The organism is Kordia sp. (assembly GCF_022447245.1).
In the GTDB taxonomy this organism is placed as follows: Bacteria; Bacteroidota; Bacteroidia; order Flavobacteriales; family Flavobacteriaceae; genus Kordia.
This window is the reverse complement of sequence record NZ_JAKVBC010000021.1, coordinates 42,015-59,501: the sequence shown is the minus strand read 5'-3', so window position 1 is coordinate 59,501 and position 17,487 is coordinate 42,015. Positions and strand designations below refer to the sequence as shown.

General features: G+C 33.5%; 16 protein-coding genes and 1 pseudogene. 14 read left to right on the top strand and 3 right to left on the bottom strand.

Annotated features, from left to right (window positions below):
• The first annotated feature begins 40 nt into the window (after positions 1-40).
• From MK119_RS14885 to MK119_RS14875, 3 genes and pseudogenes are all read left to right on the top strand, one after another.
• Complete coding sequence (locus MK119_RS14885) at positions 41-1,177, top strand: S28 family serine protease (RefSeq protein ID WP_290680207.1); 1,137 nt, start codon at positions 41-43, stop codon at positions 1,175-1,177.
• 1 nt (position 1,178) lies between these two features.
• On the top strand, positions 1,179-2,567 hold the full coding sequence (locus MK119_RS14880) for a hypothetical protein (protein ID WP_290680204.1): 1,389 nt from the start codon (positions 1,179-1,181) through the stop codon (positions 2,565-2,567).
• 18 nt (positions 2,568-2,585) lie between these two features.
• A pseudogene (locus MK119_RS14875) lies at positions 2,586-3,170 on the top strand (trehalase family glycosidase); the annotation flags it as partial.
• A gap of 8 nt (positions 3,171-3,178) precedes the next feature.
• On the opposite strand, the gene MK119_RS14870 reads toward MK119_RS14875, so the two are convergent.
• Together MK119_RS14870 and MK119_RS14865 are read right to left on the bottom strand one after the other, a co-directional pair.
• Positions 3,179-5,431, bottom strand: a complete 2,253-nt coding sequence (locus MK119_RS14870; protein WP_290680202.1) for an endonuclease/exonuclease/phosphatase family protein — start codon at positions 5,429-5,431, stop codon at positions 3,179-3,181.
• Between the two features lie 41 nt (positions 5,432-5,472).
• Positions 5,473-6,486, bottom strand: coding sequence for a WYL domain-containing protein (locus tag MK119_RS14865; protein ID WP_290680200.1), 1,014 nt, complete (start codon positions 6,484-6,486; stop codon positions 5,473-5,475).
• 206 nt (positions 6,487-6,692) lie between these two features.
• Here MK119_RS14865 and MK119_RS14860 point away from each other — a divergent pair, with 206 nt between their 5' ends.
• From MK119_RS14860 to MK119_RS14840, 5 genes are all read left to right on the top strand, one after another.
• Complete coding sequence (locus tag MK119_RS14860; RefSeq protein WP_290680198.1) at positions 6,693-7,244, top strand: 3'-5' exonuclease; 552 nt, start codon at positions 6,693-6,695, stop codon at positions 7,242-7,244.
• A gap of 60 nt (positions 7,245-7,304) precedes the next feature.
• Complete coding sequence (locus MK119_RS14855; protein WP_290680196.1) at positions 7,305-7,922, top strand: hypothetical protein; 618 nt, start codon at positions 7,305-7,307, stop codon at positions 7,920-7,922.
• A 170-nt stretch (positions 7,923-8,092) separates the two neighbouring features.
• A complete protein-coding gene (locus MK119_RS14850) occupies positions 8,093-8,389 on the top strand; it encodes a hypothetical protein (RefSeq protein WP_290680194.1) in 297 nt (98 codons plus the stop codon).
• A gap of 116 nt (positions 8,390-8,505) precedes the next feature.
• Positions 8,506-8,724, top strand: coding sequence for a hypothetical protein (locus MK119_RS14845; RefSeq protein ID WP_290680192.1), 219 nt, complete (start codon positions 8,506-8,508; stop codon positions 8,722-8,724).
• An 822-nt stretch (positions 8,725-9,546) separates the two neighbouring features.
• Complete coding sequence (locus tag MK119_RS14840) at positions 9,547-11,400, top strand: hypothetical protein (protein WP_290680190.1); 1,854 nt, start codon at positions 9,547-9,549, stop codon at positions 11,398-11,400.
• A 111-nt stretch (positions 11,401-11,511) separates the two neighbouring features.
• Here the strand turns inward: MK119_RS14840 and MK119_RS14835 are convergent, their stop codons facing one another.
• Positions 11,512-12,126 carry a rhodanese-like domain-containing protein gene (locus tag MK119_RS14835; protein ID WP_290680188.1) on the bottom strand — a complete coding sequence of 205 codons (615 nt, stop codon included), beginning with the start codon at positions 12,124-12,126 and terminating at the stop codon, positions 11,512-11,514.
• Between the two features lie 160 nt (positions 12,127-12,286).
• Here MK119_RS14835 and MK119_RS14830 point away from each other — a divergent pair, with 160 nt between their 5' ends.
• From MK119_RS14830 to MK119_RS14805, 6 genes are all read left to right on the top strand, one after another.
• Entirely contained in the window at positions 12,287-13,315 is a 1,029-nt protein-coding gene (locus tag MK119_RS14830) for a T4 RnlA family RNA ligase (RefSeq protein WP_290680186.1), read from the top strand.
• A 7-nt stretch (positions 13,316-13,322) separates the two neighbouring features.
• Positions 13,323-14,204, top strand: a complete 882-nt coding sequence (locus tag MK119_RS14825) for an AAA family ATPase (protein ID WP_290680184.1) — start codon at positions 13,323-13,325, stop codon at positions 14,202-14,204.
• 9 nt (positions 14,205-14,213) lie between these two features.
• Complete coding sequence (locus MK119_RS14820; RefSeq protein ID WP_290680182.1) at positions 14,214-14,885, top strand: hypothetical protein; 672 nt, start codon at positions 14,214-14,216, stop codon at positions 14,883-14,885.
• The gene (locus MK119_RS14815) at positions 14,882-15,634 is read left to right on the top strand and encodes an ATP-grasp domain-containing protein (RefSeq protein ID WP_290680180.1); all 753 of its coding nucleotides are present in this window, start codon (positions 14,882-14,884) and stop codon (positions 15,632-15,634) included. Before MK119_RS14820 ends, MK119_RS14815 begins: the two co-directional genes overlap by 4 nt.
• Positions 15,635-15,986: 352 nt before the next feature.
• Positions 15,987-16,700, top strand: a complete 714-nt coding sequence (locus tag MK119_RS14810; RefSeq protein WP_290680178.1) for a DUF434 domain-containing protein — start codon at positions 15,987-15,989, stop codon at positions 16,698-16,700.
• A 10-nt stretch (positions 16,701-16,710) separates the two neighbouring features.
• Positions 16,711-17,259, top strand: coding sequence for a 3'-5' exonuclease (locus MK119_RS14805; protein WP_290680176.1), 549 nt, complete (start codon positions 16,711-16,713; stop codon positions 17,257-17,259).
• Positions 17,260-17,487: the final 228 nt, after the last annotated feature.

Genomic DNA, 17,487 nt, shown 5'->3' with positions numbered 1-17,487 from the left:
AAAAACTGGAGATCACTTTACAGAGGCATATCAAATAGTCATGGATCAGCCTTTAGATCCTAAAAATCCTTCCAAAGGGACTTTTAAGCACTACATGTATGTTTCGCATGCGTCGTATGACAAACCAACCGTTTTAATTACGGATGGCTATGCTTCATACAATCGAACTTCTGAGTTGAGCAAAGTATTAAAAGGAAATCAAATTATTGTAGAATACAGAATGTATGGAAAATCGCGTCCAAATCCACTTCCATGGGAATATTTGACTAATGACAATGCCATTGAAGATTATCATACTATTGTTAGCAAAATGAAAGCTATTTACAAAGGAAAATGGTTGTCTTCTGGAATTAGTAAAGGTGGAGAAACGACATTGATTTATAGAAGTAAGTACCCAAAAGATGTAGATGTAGCGGTTCCGTATGTGGCGCCTGTAATTGATGGTTTAGAAGATCAACGTACCAACGATTTAATTAACTCAGTTGGAACAGATGAATGTCGCTCAGCAATTAGGAAGTATCAAAGAGCAATCTTAAAAAATAAAGCAGCTGTTTTAACCGTAATGAAAAATCATGCTACTGCTAAAAGTATGAAATTTACAAAAGTTCCGCATGAAGAAGCGTTGGAATATGCGATATTAGAATTCCCGTTTTCATTTTGGCAATGGGGCGGAAAATGTGAAGATATTCCTGCCGAAAATGCTTCTGCAAAAGAATTATTTGATTATGTAAACTCAATTGTAGGTGTTAGTTTTTATAGTGATGCCACGTTTGAATATTACTTACCTTCTTTTTATCAACACATAAAAGAACTGGGGTATTATGGTTTCGATTTAGAGCCTGTAAAAGATTTATTAAACGTTGTAAAAAACTCCACTAATAAACGTTTTGCTCCTAGTAATGTAGATCTTACACACAATCCAAAGTACATCCAAAAAGTTAGAAAGTATATCGAAAATAAAGGTGATAAAATACTATACATTTACGGTGCTTATGATCCATGGGGCGCGTGTGCACCTACTCCAAAGTCAAATGTAGATGCGTTAATGATGGTACTTGATGGCGGACATCACGGTACACGCATCAAAGATTTTTCAAAAGAAGATCAAGAAAAAATTTATGCCAAATTGCAAGAGTGGCTCGGGGAAGAAACAACATTATATCCTATAGTAAAATAAGATGTTAAGAAAGGTTGTTTTTATATGCTTCATAGTGATATTGGCAAGTTGTGAGTCAAATCCAACTCCTGTTAAAACCATTAATAACCACAGTTATTATAAAGCCAGTGCTAATATTCTAGACTTTTCAATTACTCCAGATCATGCATTTGACAAATCTGGATTAATGTTCTCTGATCAAGGTGCATGGTTTGCTTATTCGCTCTCAGATACAATTTCAGTTTCAGGTTTTTCTGGACCTTTTTTAATGACTGAACAAAACGGTGTTTGGGCAGGAACATCTTTGGCAAATTTTACCCTAAAAGATCACTCGTGGGAACCTGCAAATTCTGTAAGTTACCTTAGTCATTTAGAACAAAACTTTAAGTCCGAAGGAATTACTTTATCACAACAACTCGTATATCTATCAGGTCATACTGTTTTAATTAAAAACAACATCACAAATACGTCTGATACTGATCAAACAATAACACCTCAACTAAGTGGAAAGCTGTTTGATAATGGAATTCACTTTTCTAAAAAAGGAAACCGTATTGAAGTCAATTCTAATAAAACAACTGCTAAAGGATATATTCAATTTTTAAATGATGTTTCTTCTGTAACTATTGACAGTACAACATATACAACTTATTTTAAAGACATAGATTTACAGCCAAATGAGCAAAAAAGTTTTATCTGCGCACAAACGTTTATCTTTCCAGAATACTCTTGGGAGGATGAACAAGCATTGATTCAAACTGTGAATTTTGACAGTATCGTAAAACAACGTCTATCTGAAAAAAATAAACAACTTACCAAGCTTCAAACGTTAAAAAAGGAACTATTTTCAGAAGAAAAATACACATCGTTACTTGCCAAAACTATCTTGACTTTACAAAATAATTGGCGTATTCCTGCTGGAGAAATTAAGCACGAAGGTTTATTTCCAAGTTATCATTACAAATGGTTTAATGGTTTTTGGTCTTGGGATTCATGGAAACATGCGGTGGGACTTTCCTATTTTGATGTAGAATTGGCAAAAGAGCAAATCAAGTTGATGTTTGTTTTTCAAGAACCTGATGGTTTTGTAGCCGATTGCGTTTATCGCGATACTACGATTGAAGCTCATAATTATAGAGACACCAAACCGCCATTATCTGCTTGGGCAGTTTCTAAAGTGTATGAAAAAGACAAGGATATTGACTTTGTAAAGTATATGTATCCAAAACTTAAAAAGTATCATTATTGGTGGTATGCAAAACGTGATCATGACCAAGATGACTTGTGTGAATATGGTTCTACTGACGGTTCTTTGATTGCCGCCAAATGGGAAAGCGGAATGGACAATGCCATTCGTTTTGACAACTCCAAAATTTTAGAAAATGTAGAAGGTGCGTATTCGCTCGATTAAGAATCTGTAGACTTAAACGCATATTTATATGCTGAAAAACTATTCTTAGCCGAGCTAGCAAATGCCATTGAAAATCATAAAGATGCTGAGAAGTTTTCCACAGAAGCAGAAGCTTTAAAAAAACGTATTCAACAACAATTTTACGATGCTACAGATCAGTGGTTTTACGATACAAACCTTGAAGGAACTACTTTTATAAAAGGTGAAGGTTCTGAAGGTTGGACTCCATTATGGGCAAAAGTTGCAACGCAAGTACAAGCTGACGGTGTTAAAAATAACATGATGAATTCTGCCAAGTTTTTTACAAAAGTTCCGTTTCAAACCATGAGTGCTGATCATCCAAAATTCAATCCTCTCAAAGGATACTGGCGTGGACCAAATTGGTTAGATCAAGCGTATTTTGGCGTCAAAGGATTGCTCAATTATGGTTTCACAGCAGAAGCAGACAAAGCTAGTTTACAGATTTTGGCAGGTTGTGAAGGTCTTTTGGAAAAAGGTTTTCCTATCAGAGAAAATTACCATCCGCTTACAGGCAAAGGATTAAATGCCAAAAACTTTAGTTGGAGCGCTGCACACATCATGATGTTACTCATTGAAAAATAACGTATTCCCTATTCATGCTCTGGCAATTGTTCTTGAATTTGATATGTACTAAAGTTTAAGAAATTCCCTGGATGCGCCAATACATTCTGTAAAATAAACGTCGTATCTGGTGTAGTTCCTGCGTATTGTACGTTTCCATCCAAATTAACATCATGCACATTATATTCTGAAATTGTAAAGGTTGGAAAGTTTAAAAAGTTCGCTGGATCATTAAGTACTTCACTTAAAATAGCAGGCGCATCAGGACTTGTTCCTGTATATTGAATTACATCATTAGCACTTACATTTCCTGCCCACATTCCAAAATAGCCTGAAGTATGGCCAAATTGTGTTTGCGGGTTGCTTCCATAACTAATCAGATTAGAATCTAACGCAAAGTTGATCGATACAATAGCATCTGACAATTCTATTTCTCCTACTGTCATGACACCTAAGTGATTTCTATGACGAACAGCTACATAATAATCTGCTGGCGGTACATTTAGTTTTACGGCTGTCGTTACTCCATCAAGATCTACTATATCTCCATCACGTTGTAATAAAGCAGAACGTCCATATTTAATTTGAGCAGTATTCACAGGATCACGTAATTCTAAATATACCCAATCCACAATATCATTGTGCTCTTGACTTAGTGTTGTATCAAAAACAGTCGCTTCACAAGTCAATGCATCTTGATATGGTGATGTAGTTGGTAATAGATTATTACGACGCAAATCGTCACGCATTAAATGTTCTTCTCCTTCATACGGATTAATTCCTGCTCCTTGTAAATACACGATTGGTGAAACCCTAGCAGTTTTAATCGAAAAATCAGTCACTACTGGAAAATGATCAGAAGCAGTTCCTGTATCATTTTGTTGTAAATTATAGTTAGTCAATCTTCCTGTAGACATCAATTCTGTTTGTAACACAAAAGACTTTTCGGCTTCTAGCGTAAAATCTGAAAACAAAATAAAGTCAAGTTTCCCTGGAGGAAATACTTGTGAATCTGAGCGCCAGGTATAATTCATTCGCACATCCGCTTGCAAACAATTTTCTTCTTTAACTTCGGTATCATCCCAATCTAAAAATCCGCCTTGTCCATACGTTACTGTATCTTGAATGTCTCCTGTTCTTAAAGTCTCTAATTGCTGTGATAAACCTACCAAATTTAAATCGCCACCGTACACAAAAGGTGTATTTTCTGGAAGATCCACCAATCCACCTGAGGTTTTCGCATCTAAAATAAAAGCAGCATATTGATCTACTTGATCTTGTCGAGATGTATCGGCGCCACAACAACTCAAATGTGCATTGGTAAATAATAAATCTGTGTGATATGTTTCATCAGGAAGATCGATCAATACAGGAAATTGGCGTGTTAAATGACTCCATTGCTGCGTGATTTCCCAACGAGAAACCGTGACTTCTCCTCCATGCTGTTCCACATACCAACCATCAACCGTTCCTAAAGGTAACCATGTATCAAAGAGTCCTTTTACATAGGCTTCGGAAGTATTATAACTTTCTACAAATCCTATAATATCTGGATTTAATGACTTTATAATTCGCTCAAAATCATCCAAACGATCCGTATCTAACAAACCATTTAATAAGGTATTATACGCTACAATTCTAATATGTTCGGCAGTACCTTTATTGATATCTATTGGTGTATATGCTTGCACTGGAGTTTCATCAAATGTATACGTAAACACATCTCCTATATTAGGAATTCTGTCAAAATTGTCATCGTTTTTGACTAATATTTTAATCGTAGCCGAAGAAAATAATGGATTGATTCCGTCAGGAAGTACATGACGACCAATCGCAATTTCAAACTCATCGGAAGTTACTGTTGGCGCTATTCTTACCTTTAAATCGGACATACTCACTTGCGAATAGGGCGTTACATTATAATGTGCATACAAACGCGTAAACAGTAATCCTAATTCCGAACCATAATCTTGTTGAATATCAAAACCTGTATTGGCATCATTATCTGCATCAATAAACAATCCTAATTCTTGCAGAATCGTATCGTCATCCGTAATATCAAATTCTTGATTGGCTTTAATTCTAATAAACAAAAACTCGTCATCATTCGTCACTTGAATTTCTAACAAATCAATTCCAGAAATATTCTCGTAGGTGTCAGTATAGGTCGTTAAACCTTCATGCCAATCGTCAAAATTACCATCAATAGTAATGGCGGCAGATTGCGAAAAAACAAATTGAAAACTTAACAAAAATAATGCTAAAAAGTATCTTAATTTCATGTAGCGAATTTGATGGATTAAAAGATCATGTAAAGATAAAATTACTCTGTATACTTACTGACTGCCGCTTCTAACTTTTTTCGAATGCGTTTGCGTAACAATGTCGGCTCAATCACTTCAATAGAATCACCAAAACCAAGAATCAAACGTTCCAATTCAAAATTAATATGTACTTGTAATAGCACTGTAATACTTCCATCTTCGTGTACCGAAATAATTTCCTGCGTAGTATGAAAAGGCTTCGTAGTTACATACGGCGCGTTGCTTTTGTCTATTTTAAGCACAATACGTTGAATGTGTTTTTGATCTAAAACCGTAACTCCAATGGTATTTTTATAATACTCATCTCCATTAAACGCTTCATTTCTGTATGGAATATCTAAATCGTAATCGACATTGATAATTCGGTCTAAAGCAAAAGTGGTAATCTGTTGCTTATTGCCTATGACTCCAATCAAAAACCAACGATTGTTGTATTCTTTTAGAATGAATGGATGGAAAATAATTTCGGAGGCGGCACGTGCCTTAAACGAACGATACGTTAATCGTAACACAATTTTTTTTAAAATCGCCTGATACAACAAATCCAAGTGTTGCAATCCTTTTAAATTTTCATTTTTATCTAAATGAATAATCGCAGCTTGATGTGTTTTTTCCGTATATACCTTATCTTCCAAACGCTGTATAATGCCACCTAATTCTGAGAATAACGAGAAATCTTTGAATTGCTTCAACATTTCTACAGTTTCAGACAATACATTCATATCGTTTTCTGTCAATGGAATATCTGTGATGGAATACTCTTCATCTTCATATTTATAATACTTACGATCGTATACCACAATGGGCGCGTTGTAACCCAATTTATCACTACGCATCATTTGAATATCGAGTTGAACGGTTCGTTTACTTACATTTACTTCACGACCTTCATATTCGTGTAAAGCGTCTGAGCAAGCTTCAATCAAATCATTTAAGGTCCATTGACGATAATGATTTTGCAAACATTTGTCTATCGTTTTATATCGAATCAGTGCGTTTTTATTAATTGCCATGCGTATAGTATAAGTTAAAATCATCCATTTCGAAATAAGACTCAACATATCTACATCTCGATTATCGAGTGAAAATAGTAAAAAATTCTAAAGTGCGTAAAAAGATTGCGTACATAAATTATATTCTTTGCACAAGTTCTTAACATAATTGTGCGTCGGCTTTCATCTGTCAACAAAAATTAATTATTAAAAAAACAGTTTTTAAGATGAAAACAACAAACAAAATTCTAGTAGTAGACTTAGAAGCTACTTGCTGGGAACAAGATGGTGAATACCAACGAAATCAAAGTGAGATTATCGAAACTGGTATTTGCGAATTGGATGTTCTTTCTGGGGAAATTTCCAAACGGCAAGGAATTCTCGTAATTCCTGAACATTCCAAAATCAGTCGATTTTGCACAGAACTGACATCAATCACGCCAGAAATGGTAGCGCAAGAAGGCGTTTCTTTTGAAGATGCGATTGATATACTCTTTGACGAGTATGATGCTTCAGCATATACTTGGGCAAGTTACGGTGCGTATGATCGTAGCAAAATGCTGGAAGAATGCAGAAAAAAATATGTCGATTTCCCTTCTGGAGATCAACATATCAACGTCAAAGAAGAGTTTAGACATTGCAACAGTATGCGACATGGCATTGGAATGGCCAGAGCATTAAAACAACTCCGAATTCCTTTAGAAGGAAGACATCACCGAGGTGTAGATGATGCCAACAACACCGCAAAAATCTTACATTGGTGTTTAAACAATCAGTAAGATGAGTTTTTGATTAGCCTAATGGCTAATTGTTTTTGCTCGTTTTTTAACCATTATAACATGGAAACTTTACAATTAGAGATATATAATACCTTAGTTGGCAAACAATCCATTTCTGGATTTGAAGAATTTCTCTATGGTTGTGAAAACATCTTAAACAACCTAGAAAAAAATTCATTTTTCTACACAATACTTACCATCAATTATCGATCAGAAAGCTGTTTATCAGAACTTGAACAGGAATCTCGTATTCAATATGGTGATGACTTTATAAAAGTCTTCATCTTAGAGCAATCATGTATCAAAATTTTACAAACTAAAAATGTAAATACTCTATATTCAATTCTTGGCAAAATGATTAAAGAGTTTGACTTTAATCCAGATGAAACGTACAACATATCTTATAAATTTCGTGATTATTATTATGATTTGAATGTTATGTTTCAAAATCCTTTTTTAGAAGACACAGCAATAATAAACCCTGAAATTCGAAATCTTGCACTTAATATTCTAACAAAACTAGAAGCATGCACTTCATATTCTTCTAAAAAAGTAATTGTCTTTGGTGAACCAGAAAAGATTCTAGTTAAAGAAATAGTACAAAAACCAATAATTCAAGAAAAAACTTCACTACGTAAAAAGATTGCGCAGTTCTTCACTAAAATTGCAAATATTTAAAAGTAAGCCAACGAGTTATGTGCAAAAAATGTATGTTCATACATTTAAGCAAGCTCAAAATATATAAATCTCGATTATCGAGAAAAGTTCATTGAAACACTTTTGAAAAAAGTTTTCAAAAAGATATGTGTGTCAATAATGGCACATATAACTTTTAAAAAACTAATATTATGAATTGGAAAATTCAAAAACTACTCGATGGAGAAACCATCATTTCAAAAGAACCTGGTAATTCTATGTTGCCACTTTTAAAATCAAAGCAATCTGTAAAGTTGCAACCTATTTCTTGGGAAGATTGCGAAGTTGGTGATATCGTCTTTTGTAAAGTACGCGGAAATGTATTCACGCATTTAGTAAAAGGAAAAAACGAAAGACGCGGATTGTTAATCGGAAACAATCACGGAAGAATTAACGGATGGACAAAAAATGTATATGGCAAAGTAATAGAAATATTACCAATGTCATAGACATTATTTCTTATAAAATTTAACTACTCGTATTTTTACAATTACGACTTACATAAATTGTTTTAGATTCTTTTTCTCTATTGATTTGAACATTATTAATCGTTAAAATTCATCTCATGAAGAAAAAAAATTTAAAATCATTAAGCCTAAACAAAAAATCAATTTCTGATTTATCTACTTCTATATTCGGAGGAAATGAAAGCTTCGATAACTCTTGCATTGCATCTTGCCATACATTTACGTGTCCGCCTGCAACAATGCCTACTCAATGTCACACATGTCAATATCATACAAAATGCGGACCAGGAGAATGTATCAGCAAACCAAGAGTTTAATAAATATAAAGCGAACTTCGGTTCGCTTTTCTTTTCTACTGTTTAAAGATTACTATAATTCACTAAATTGCGATAGCTGTTTGTTTTATGAGATTCGACTATCCGTTACTTTTAATTCATTATCAATTTTAAAATCATGTATTATGAAGAAAAGAAATCTTAAAAACTTGAGTCTCAACAAAAATCAATATAATCTTTAAGCAAATTGAATTTAAGTGGTGGAGCAATCAATATTTCAGAAGTTATTGGTTGTGTTACAGCAACATCTTGTAATAATCAGTGTCCTGTTGGGATAACTGATCGTTGTTTAACAAATATTTGCGCAAGTCGCGAAGGATCTTGTCACTTAAATTGTAATTCAGTATTTCCACATGTTTTGTTAAATTCAGGATTAACTTTTAGCGAACTTCGGCTCGCTTTTTTTACATATTTCTTCCCCAAAACATACTGAATATCAACATACTACATTTGAAAAAAATTTCTTCTCTAAAACTACGCAAAATAATTGCGTATCTCTATAAAACATTTGTACTGTCGTTAGTAATAAAGTACATACGACATACGATCTAAACACATTTAGAAATAAAATATAAAGACAAACTGACACAGAAAGTTCCTATTATTTTTCCAAGATCCTACTTTCCGTTAGTTTTCAAAAAATGACACAAAGAGTTCCTATAAACTGGTTCGACTCCAGTGCTCGAAAGAGTATAGTGGATATAGTACTCTTCGTCTTTTTAAATAGGTAAAAGGTGTTCCTATTACACATTCATTCAAAGAAAGCATACACCTCACTTATTATTTTAAATCACAATAAAGAAAATGAAAACATTAAAATTATTTAACGCTGTTATCGCCAAAGAAAAAACGTTAAGTATTTTTGGAAAAAGCTCAGAAAACAAACCATTCATTACAGATGAAGGATATATTATTGAGGAAAAAGCGCTCTGGGCTAAGAAAAGAATCATCCAGTATTACAAGAAAGAGAAGTTAAACGGTAATGATCTAAACAAAACCTTCCATAAGTCATGGAGTACTATTAAGAATAGCTCTCGTAGCAAATTATTAACAGAACAAATAATGCATTATATTTCTACATATGGAAGTAATTTCCAAAGCGAAATTTACATTCCGTCTGAAATATTAAACATTCCTAATATCAAATTATCATACAAAGTCATTAAAGCATATACAGTTGCAGAAATGCAAGAAAAATCCTTGTCTTTGTTACAATCTGGTATAGCATTGACTTTTGAAACTATTGATGACCTGATCTCAATCTTGGCAGATGAATTAAAATACAAGTTTACTGGTAACGAAAACATCAAAAACAAAGAAGCTATTATAAAGTTAGCAGAGTATTATAACATTTATCCAAAAGATGCTGTAGAGTTTTTCAGATACATCATCTACAGAAGTACGGACACAACTTTGTTAATTAAAAATGATGAATTAATCGAATTGATTAAAAACAGTTCGTATAATCCAACACAAGCATTTAACAAATTTGGTTTGGAAAAATTGGCTGAAATCTTCAATCGTTTCAAACCATTGTTCCTAGCATATAAAACGAAAGCTCCAAAAACAATTAACAAGATTAGTAAGCTTTCAAAAAAGTATCACAAACCATTTGTTTCAAACTCATTGAACAATGTAACAAATATGTTACTAACCGCAAATGATAATCGTTGGTTAGACAATGCAACACCATTTGCCTTATTCAAAGCTTTATCGGCTTGCTACAGTAGAATGAATGGTCAAGATGCCTTTTTATACAGAATTCGTAATGGTAAATCGTGGGTAAAATCAAATACCATTACTGTTACTTGCTTAGGAAACAATGCAACGTTGCAAAAAGCAAAGCAGAAATTGTATACGCATGAAGGAGAAATTTATGAAAAAAACTATGCGTTTATATTAAGATATATAAAGCAACGTTTTGATTTATCTGACAAGAAAATTTTCTTACCAGAAGATGTAACATATGCATTGCCAACTTCTGAAAAAATGTATGTTGGTAACATTCCAACTGGTACGCGTTTTTACGGTAAAAAATTAGCCGTTGGTATATATTGGGAAAATGCATGGGGTGCACATGATTTAGACCTATCTGGTTTAAATATTGGTGGTAAAATTGGTTGGAACGCAACCTACAACCAACAAAAAGGAAACTTAATGTATTCAGGTGATATGACCGATGCGCCAAATGGTGCGGCAGAATATTTATACGCAAATCAAGGTTTAAAAATGCCTACATTAATTAACAACAATGTATTTTCTGGAAGTGCAACTTGCAATTATAAAATCATTATTGGTAAAGGAGATTCCATCAATTACAACTATATGATGAATCCAAATAATTTGTTTGCAGAAGTGAAATGTGCTTCGGTACAATGGCAAACCATTTTAGGAATGATGATTCCAGAGGAAGATAAACAATGCTTTGTATTATTAAACTTTGGTGCTGGTAATGCAAGAGTTTCTGGAAACTCAGAAATCTCAAATTTAGCCACAAAAGCATTGTACCAACAATGGAGCAAACCATTATCATTTAACAAAATTGTACAAATGTTAGGTGCAGAAATTGTTACGAATAAGGAACAAGCTGACTTTGATTTTTCGTTGGAAAACCTAGAAAAAGATAGTTTCTTAAAACCTTTTAAACAATCAAAATAATTTTGGCGTATCCACGCTTTAGGGCGTGGTCGCGTCTTCGTTACTTGCTCTTTTAACTTCTTTAAAAGGAGCTCAAACAAACCACTCAACCGCTTACGCGACAATCAAACACTACTTTTCAGGAACACTAGTACCTTCAAACTGAATATACGAAGTATCCATTCTTGAGACTAACACATCTATCACATCATTCAATTCGTATACATTTTTATAGCCATAACCATATAAATTGATATATGTTGGAATATTCAACGCTAACATCAACGGTTGATTATTTGCAGGTATTGCAGTCTTTAACGCAAAATTGATCGGATCATTTTGAATATTATTATTGCAATAAATCAAGATTTTAGTTTCTGGATTCGGTATCACACGCATCAAATTCTGCTGTGTAAACTTTGTAAAAGGTAAATTCACGGCGCCTTTTATATGACTGCTTTTATACAAATCTTCGGCTCTTGCATCTAAAATAATAACATCTTCTTGCTGGCTCATACTCACAAACGTTTCTAAATCTACCAAACGTGCTTCGCGATGCTTTTCAACTACATTCATTAGATTCCTATAATCTCTAAAACTAACCATAGGATCACCTTCTTTAGAAGCATTAAATACTTGTGTAAAACGTTCAATACGTTCCAAAGGATCATCTGGTGTTTGCAATTCTTGTGCGATAATACTACAGAAAACAACCATCACTAAAAAAATAAAAACTCTAAGTTTCATACGATCTAATTTTGAAATTAAACTAATCATTCCGAATACATTACAAAATACACAATGAGTAAACTACCTGTATGAATGAGGGAAAAACACGTTCTATTTTACTACGCAAAATAAATGCGTACTTCTGTAAAATATTTGTCATGTAATTAAAAATAATACCATGAACACAAGTGTAGTACATATCGAAAAATTGAAACAAGCAATGACTGATGGTTACATTCATAACTGTAAGCATCCAAACGCAAATCTTTGGATATATAACTATACGCAAGCTGCGCAATATGATCAATATTGGACCAAAGAAACCTTGCAATGCAGAGGATTAATCTTGGATGAAGACTATAATATTGTAGCAAATCCTATTCAAAAGTTCTTCAATGTAGAAGAAATTGGATACGATAAATTGCCAAACGTACCATTTAACGTATTTGAAAAAATGGATGGTTCATTGGGTATTTTATACTGGTTAAAAAATACGCCATATATAGCAACTAGAGGTTCGTTTACAAGCAAACAAGCCCTAAAAGCAACGAAGTTATTGCATGAAATATATGCCAATACTTTTGAGAAATTGGATAGAAGTAAAACCTATGTTTTTGAAATTATTTACCCAGAAAACAGAATTATCGTAGATTACGGTACCGAAGAAAAATTGGTTTTATTAGCCATCGTAGATACAGCTACTGGAAAAAATGAAGCATTACAAGACATTGGATTTCCATTACCAACACGTTATAACTTTTCTTCTTTATTAGAATTAAAAGCGTTAAACTGGAAAAATCAAGAAGGATTTGTTATTCAGTTTGAAAACGGTTTTCGAGTAAAGATCAAGTTTGAAGATTATATTGAATTGCATAAAATTGTAACGCAAGTTTCTTCATTAACTATTTGGGAAACCTTAAAAACAAAAGGAACTTTGACGCAATGGATTGAAAATGTACCAGACGAATTTTATACGTGGGTACGAAAAGTAGAAGCGGAATTACGAGCTAATTTCACAAACATTGAAAACATCGCAAAAGCAGCGTACAAAGAATTGGCAACCGATAGAGAAACCGCAGCGTACTTTAAAACCTTTCAATATCCAGCAATTTTATTTGCGATGAAAAACAACAAAAAATACGATCAAATTATTTGGAGATACATTCGTCCAACATTTGAAAAAGCGTATTCAAACGAATTTAATTAGAGAAAAAATGAAAAAGATAATCATACTAAAAGGAATTCCTGCTTCAGGAAAATCAACATACGCAAAGAAACTCGTTTCAGAAAACCCAGGAATGTATAAACGTATCAATCGCGATAGTTTACGCGCTATGCTGGATAACGGACATTTCTCAAAAGGAAATGAAAAATTCATCAAAAGCACACGCGATTTCCTAATCAAAGAAGCGCTAATTCATGGAAAACATGTCATTGTTGACGATACAAATCTTGATAAATCGAACCTAGAACGTATTCAGCAAATTGCTGCTGATTACCGAGCAGAAACAGGACATCAGGTGAAAGTAGAAGAGAAAATTATGGAGATTGATGTCAATGAAGCGATTCTAAGAGATTCAAAACGCGAAAATCCCGTCGGAAGAGAAGTCATCCTTAAAATGCATAAGCAACTAAAAGGTGAAAAGAGATTAAAAAATGAAGTGAGAGTCCAAGATGCTTCACTACCAAAAGCAATTATTTGCGATTTAGATGGAACGCTATCTTTAATCAATAACAGAAGTCCATTTGAAGGCAAAAAATGTGAACAAGATTTGCCAAACATTCCAATTGTGAACTTAGTTAAAAACTATAAAAACTTAGGATTTAAAATCTTGTTACTATCTGGCAGAGATGGAACGTATCAACCAGAAACAGAGCGTTGGTTAGAAAAATATGAGGTAGAATACGACGCATTGTGGATGCGAAAAGCGAAAGACAATCGAAAAGATTCCATCATCAAAGAAGAATTATTTACAAACAATATTGAAAACAATTATTACATCGAGTTCGTATTAGACGATAGAAACCAAGTAGTGGATTTATGGAGGCAAAAACTACAACTTCCATGCTTTCAAGTCTTCTACGGAAACTTTTAAACTAACAGGATGAAACCTTCATATCAAATATTCGGCTCAAAAAACTCAGAAGATCTCGATGTATGTTTTTTTGTAGATAGTTTGAATGATACCAAAAAAAATCATGAGGTTGTAAAAATGTATACAGCACAAACGATTTTCAACACTACAAAACCTGTGAATGCGAACTTAGCAATTGTAAAAAACGGAATTGTCGTTCAAAACTTCAAAGGTAGTGCTGACGAGCTGAACAATGCACTTTTTACAACCTATGATTTACATGAGCAAGTCTATCAAAATCATATACAACGTACCGTTCCTAGAATTTTAGAATCGCGTATTGTACGATGTGCTCGAACCTTGGTAGGACATTTTACAAGAACTGACTTACGTATACAAGCAAAAGCAGCATTGCGTGCAGATGTGAACATGCAAATAGAATTGTTAGATACGATTGAACTCAAAAACTATACAGATTTTGGCAAAAACGGTTCCGTCATAGAAGTGTATAAAACCTTTGCATTTCAGTTGGGAATGACGATTGCTTTATTTGCGGATGTTGAATTATATACCAAAGAAGCAATCATTAAAACCTTTCCTGAATTGGAACACTATCTATTGCGAAAAGAAGCAGATTCGGAAGCATTGCAAAAGCATTTAGAACTATTTATAATGATGGTAAAGAATAGAAAGAAATCATGAACACACAAAAAATCATCGTACTGTCACCAAACTTCTCAGAAGATTCTATGATTATCAATCAGGCAACGATTGACACAGAATTTACTGCGATGCGATTTGGAAGTTGGAATGTTCCTCAGGAATATCGACAAAATGTGATTGCGGTTTATGGAGAAGATTTATTCACCACAATTGTTGCAGAACAATGCAATTTAAAACTCCTAAAACCTACAGATGATTGGTTGGCAAGTGTTCCTTTAAAATATACACTGCGTACTATTCAGTACAATCGTTTTGGCAATATTGAAAACGTTCAAAACAAGTTTATAAAACCTGTTGATTTCAAGTTTTTCCCTGCAGGTGTGTACACTTCCGTAGAAGAAATCCAGGGTTACAGTACGATTGATAAAAACATAGAAGTCTTCGTTTCCGATGTCGTAAGTTGGGCAATTGAAGTTCGCTGTTTTATCATTCAAAGAAAAGTCCAAACTTGGTCAACTTATATCTATAATGGAGAAATTCAATTGAAAGATTGCATATTGAAAAATGAAGAAGCAGCAATGTTTTCTTTTCTAGATGAATTCCTAGCTGACAAAACCATAGAATTGCCTGAAGCAGTTGTCATTGATGTTGGCTACATTTCAAACAAAGGTTGGGCGCTCATTGAAGCAAATCCTGTTTGGAGTTCAGGCGTGTATGCTTGCGATCCGAAAAGAATAATAGAAACCATTGTAAAGAGTTGTGTAAAAGTAGAAAATACTAGAAACTAACATTTTTAATAATTAGCTTAGTTTAATATTAAAAATTTGGTTTGAAACTTTGCTTTTCTGCAGTATAGTAGGAATTTTTCGTTAAAAATTTTCGAAGCCTTGGAGAAATGTTAATTCATTAACTCCATAACTGAAAATAGAGCATAGTGAACTAAAATTTAGAAAAATTCATACGGTTTTAGTTTTTCCAAAAAAGAAAAACTAAAAATACCTCTGGAAAAGTTCCCTTTCTTTTGTTTCTTTCTTTGGGTAAGCAAAGAAAACGAAAAGAAGAACCGAAAATTGTAGTTCGGAATACAAAAGATAAAAAGAATATTCAATTACTCTATTAAAAGCAAAACAAACGAATCTCATGGCAACAAGAAGCAGAGGAAAAGAAGGAAGCGACGATCGTTTATTTGGCGATCCAAACATGCAATCAAAAATGCGAGAAGCTATCAAAGATATATCGTATTTATTGAGTAGAGGATTCTCTGAAAAATCGTCTGTGGCATTGGTAGGAAATCGTTACAAACTTAACAATCGTCAACAACGTGCTGTACAAGGAATGAGTGAAGCTGCTCACAAACTTGAAAAACGAGCTGCAACTTGCCTATTACCAAATCAATTGACAGAAAAGGAAGTCTATCTAGATGGTTTTAATGTATTAATTATGTTAGAAAGTGCATTATCTGGCGCATATCTATTCAAAGGTTTAGATGGTTGTTACCGCGATTTATCAAGCGTACACGGAACCTATAAAAAAGTAAAACAAACACCAGAAGCTATTCAACTCATTGCAAACTTTCTTCAAGAAAACAAAGTCAAAAAAGCCACTTGGATCTTTGACAAACCTGTTTCCAATAGTGGACGACTAAAAACCATGTTACGAGAATTCACAGAAGAACACAACTACCATTGGGAAATTATCTTAGAAAACAATCCAGATAAATACATTGCCGAAAGCGGGCACATTGCTATCAGTTCGGATGCCTGGATTTTAGACAATTCAAAAGCCTGGTGCAATATGATTCGTCATATAGTAGATGAACATGTTCCACAAAAAAATGTGTTAGAATCTGAATAAAAAACTAAAAATGAATCACACAAAAAATATAATCATCGTTGACTTAGAAGCTACTTGCTGGAATGGACCAATTCCTGCTGGACAAGTCAATGAAATCATAGAAATTGGCATCTGTATTCTAAATACTGAAACAGGAGAAATCACTCAAAACGAAGGCATTCTTATAAAGCCTGAACGTTCTGAAATCAGTGAATTTTGCACTGAACTCACTACAATTACAAAAGAACTCATTGATACAGAAGGAATCTCATTTCAAGAAGCTTGCACCAAACTTCGTGTAGAATACAATCCAAAACAATATACTTGGGCTAGTTACGGTCAATATGACCTTAACATGTTGAAACGTCAATGTAAACTAAGGAATACAGAATATCCTATGGGACAACAGCATATCAATGTAAAAACCATGTTCACAGAAGTAAAAGTCTTGCGTAAAAAAGTAGGGATGAAAGGCGCGCTAAATATCTTAAAAATTCCACTTGATGGAACACATCACAGAGGAATTGACGATGCTAGAAATATTGCAAAAATTCTTGATTGGTGTTTAAAATGTCAATAAGAAAACTACTACGCAAAAATATTGCGCAATCAAATTCCATCTTTGAACTCAGAAATACAAAACAACGAAACATATAAAATCATGCAAACTAAAAAAGGCACCGTGTATTGATATTATTAACAAATAATTCAATACAAAATGAAAACATGCAAGAACAAGAAATTTTACAATTTTAAAGAAGTTCACAAACGCAAAAAAAGAGCACGTGCTGCTAGAAATCCTTGGACA

Coding starts and splice junctions, on each gene's coding strand:
- MK119_RS14850 (WP_290680194.1), top strand. CDS start 8,093: ATGAATTGGAAAATTCAAAAACTACTCGATGGAGAAACCATCATTTCA.
- MK119_RS14885 (WP_290680207.1), top strand. CDS start 41: ATGGATCAGCCTTTAGATCCTAAAAATCCTTCCAAAGGGACTTTTAAG.
- MK119_RS14820 (WP_290680182.1), top strand. CDS start 14,214: ATGAAACCTTCATATCAAATATTCGGCTCAAAAAACTCAGAAGATCTC.
- MK119_RS14840 (WP_290680190.1), top strand. CDS start 9,547: ATGAAAACATTAAAATTATTTAACGCTGTTATCGCCAAAGAAAAAACG.
- MK119_RS14855 (WP_290680196.1), top strand. CDS start 7,305: ATGGAAACTTTACAATTAGAGATATATAATACCTTAGTTGGCAAACAA.
- MK119_RS14805 (WP_290680176.1), top strand. CDS start 16,711: ATGAATCACACAAAAAATATAATCATCGTTGACTTAGAAGCTACTTGC.
- MK119_RS14845 (WP_290680192.1), top strand. CDS start 8,506: ATGAAGAAAAAAAATTTAAAATCATTAAGCCTAAACAAAAAATCAATT.
- MK119_RS14810 (WP_290680178.1), top strand. CDS start 15,987: ATGGCAACAAGAAGCAGAGGAAAAGAAGGAAGCGACGATCGTTTATTT.
- MK119_RS14830 (WP_290680186.1), top strand. CDS start 12,287: ATGAACACAAGTGTAGTACATATCGAAAAATTGAAACAAGCAATGACT.
- MK119_RS14860 (WP_290680198.1), top strand. CDS start 6,693: ATGAAAACAACAAACAAAATTCTAGTAGTAGACTTAGAAGCTACTTGC.
- MK119_RS14870 (WP_290680202.1), bottom strand. CDS start 5,431: ATGAAATTAAGATACTTTTTAGCATTATTTTTGTTAAGTTTTCAATTT.
- MK119_RS14880 (WP_290680204.1), top strand. CDS start 1,179: ATGTTAAGAAAGGTTGTTTTTATATGCTTCATAGTGATATTGGCAAGT.
- MK119_RS14835 (WP_290680188.1), bottom strand. CDS start 12,126: ATGAAACTTAGAGTTTTTATTTTTTTAGTGATGGTTGTTTTCTGTAGT.
- MK119_RS14865 (WP_290680200.1), bottom strand. CDS start 6,486: ATGGCAATTAATAAAAACGCACTGATTCGATATAAAACGATAGACAAA.
- MK119_RS14815 (WP_290680180.1), top strand. CDS start 14,882: ATGAACACACAAAAAATCATCGTACTGTCACCAAACTTCTCAGAAGAT.
- MK119_RS14825 (WP_290680184.1), top strand. CDS start 13,323: ATGAAAAAGATAATCATACTAAAAGGAATTCCTGCTTCAGGAAAATCA.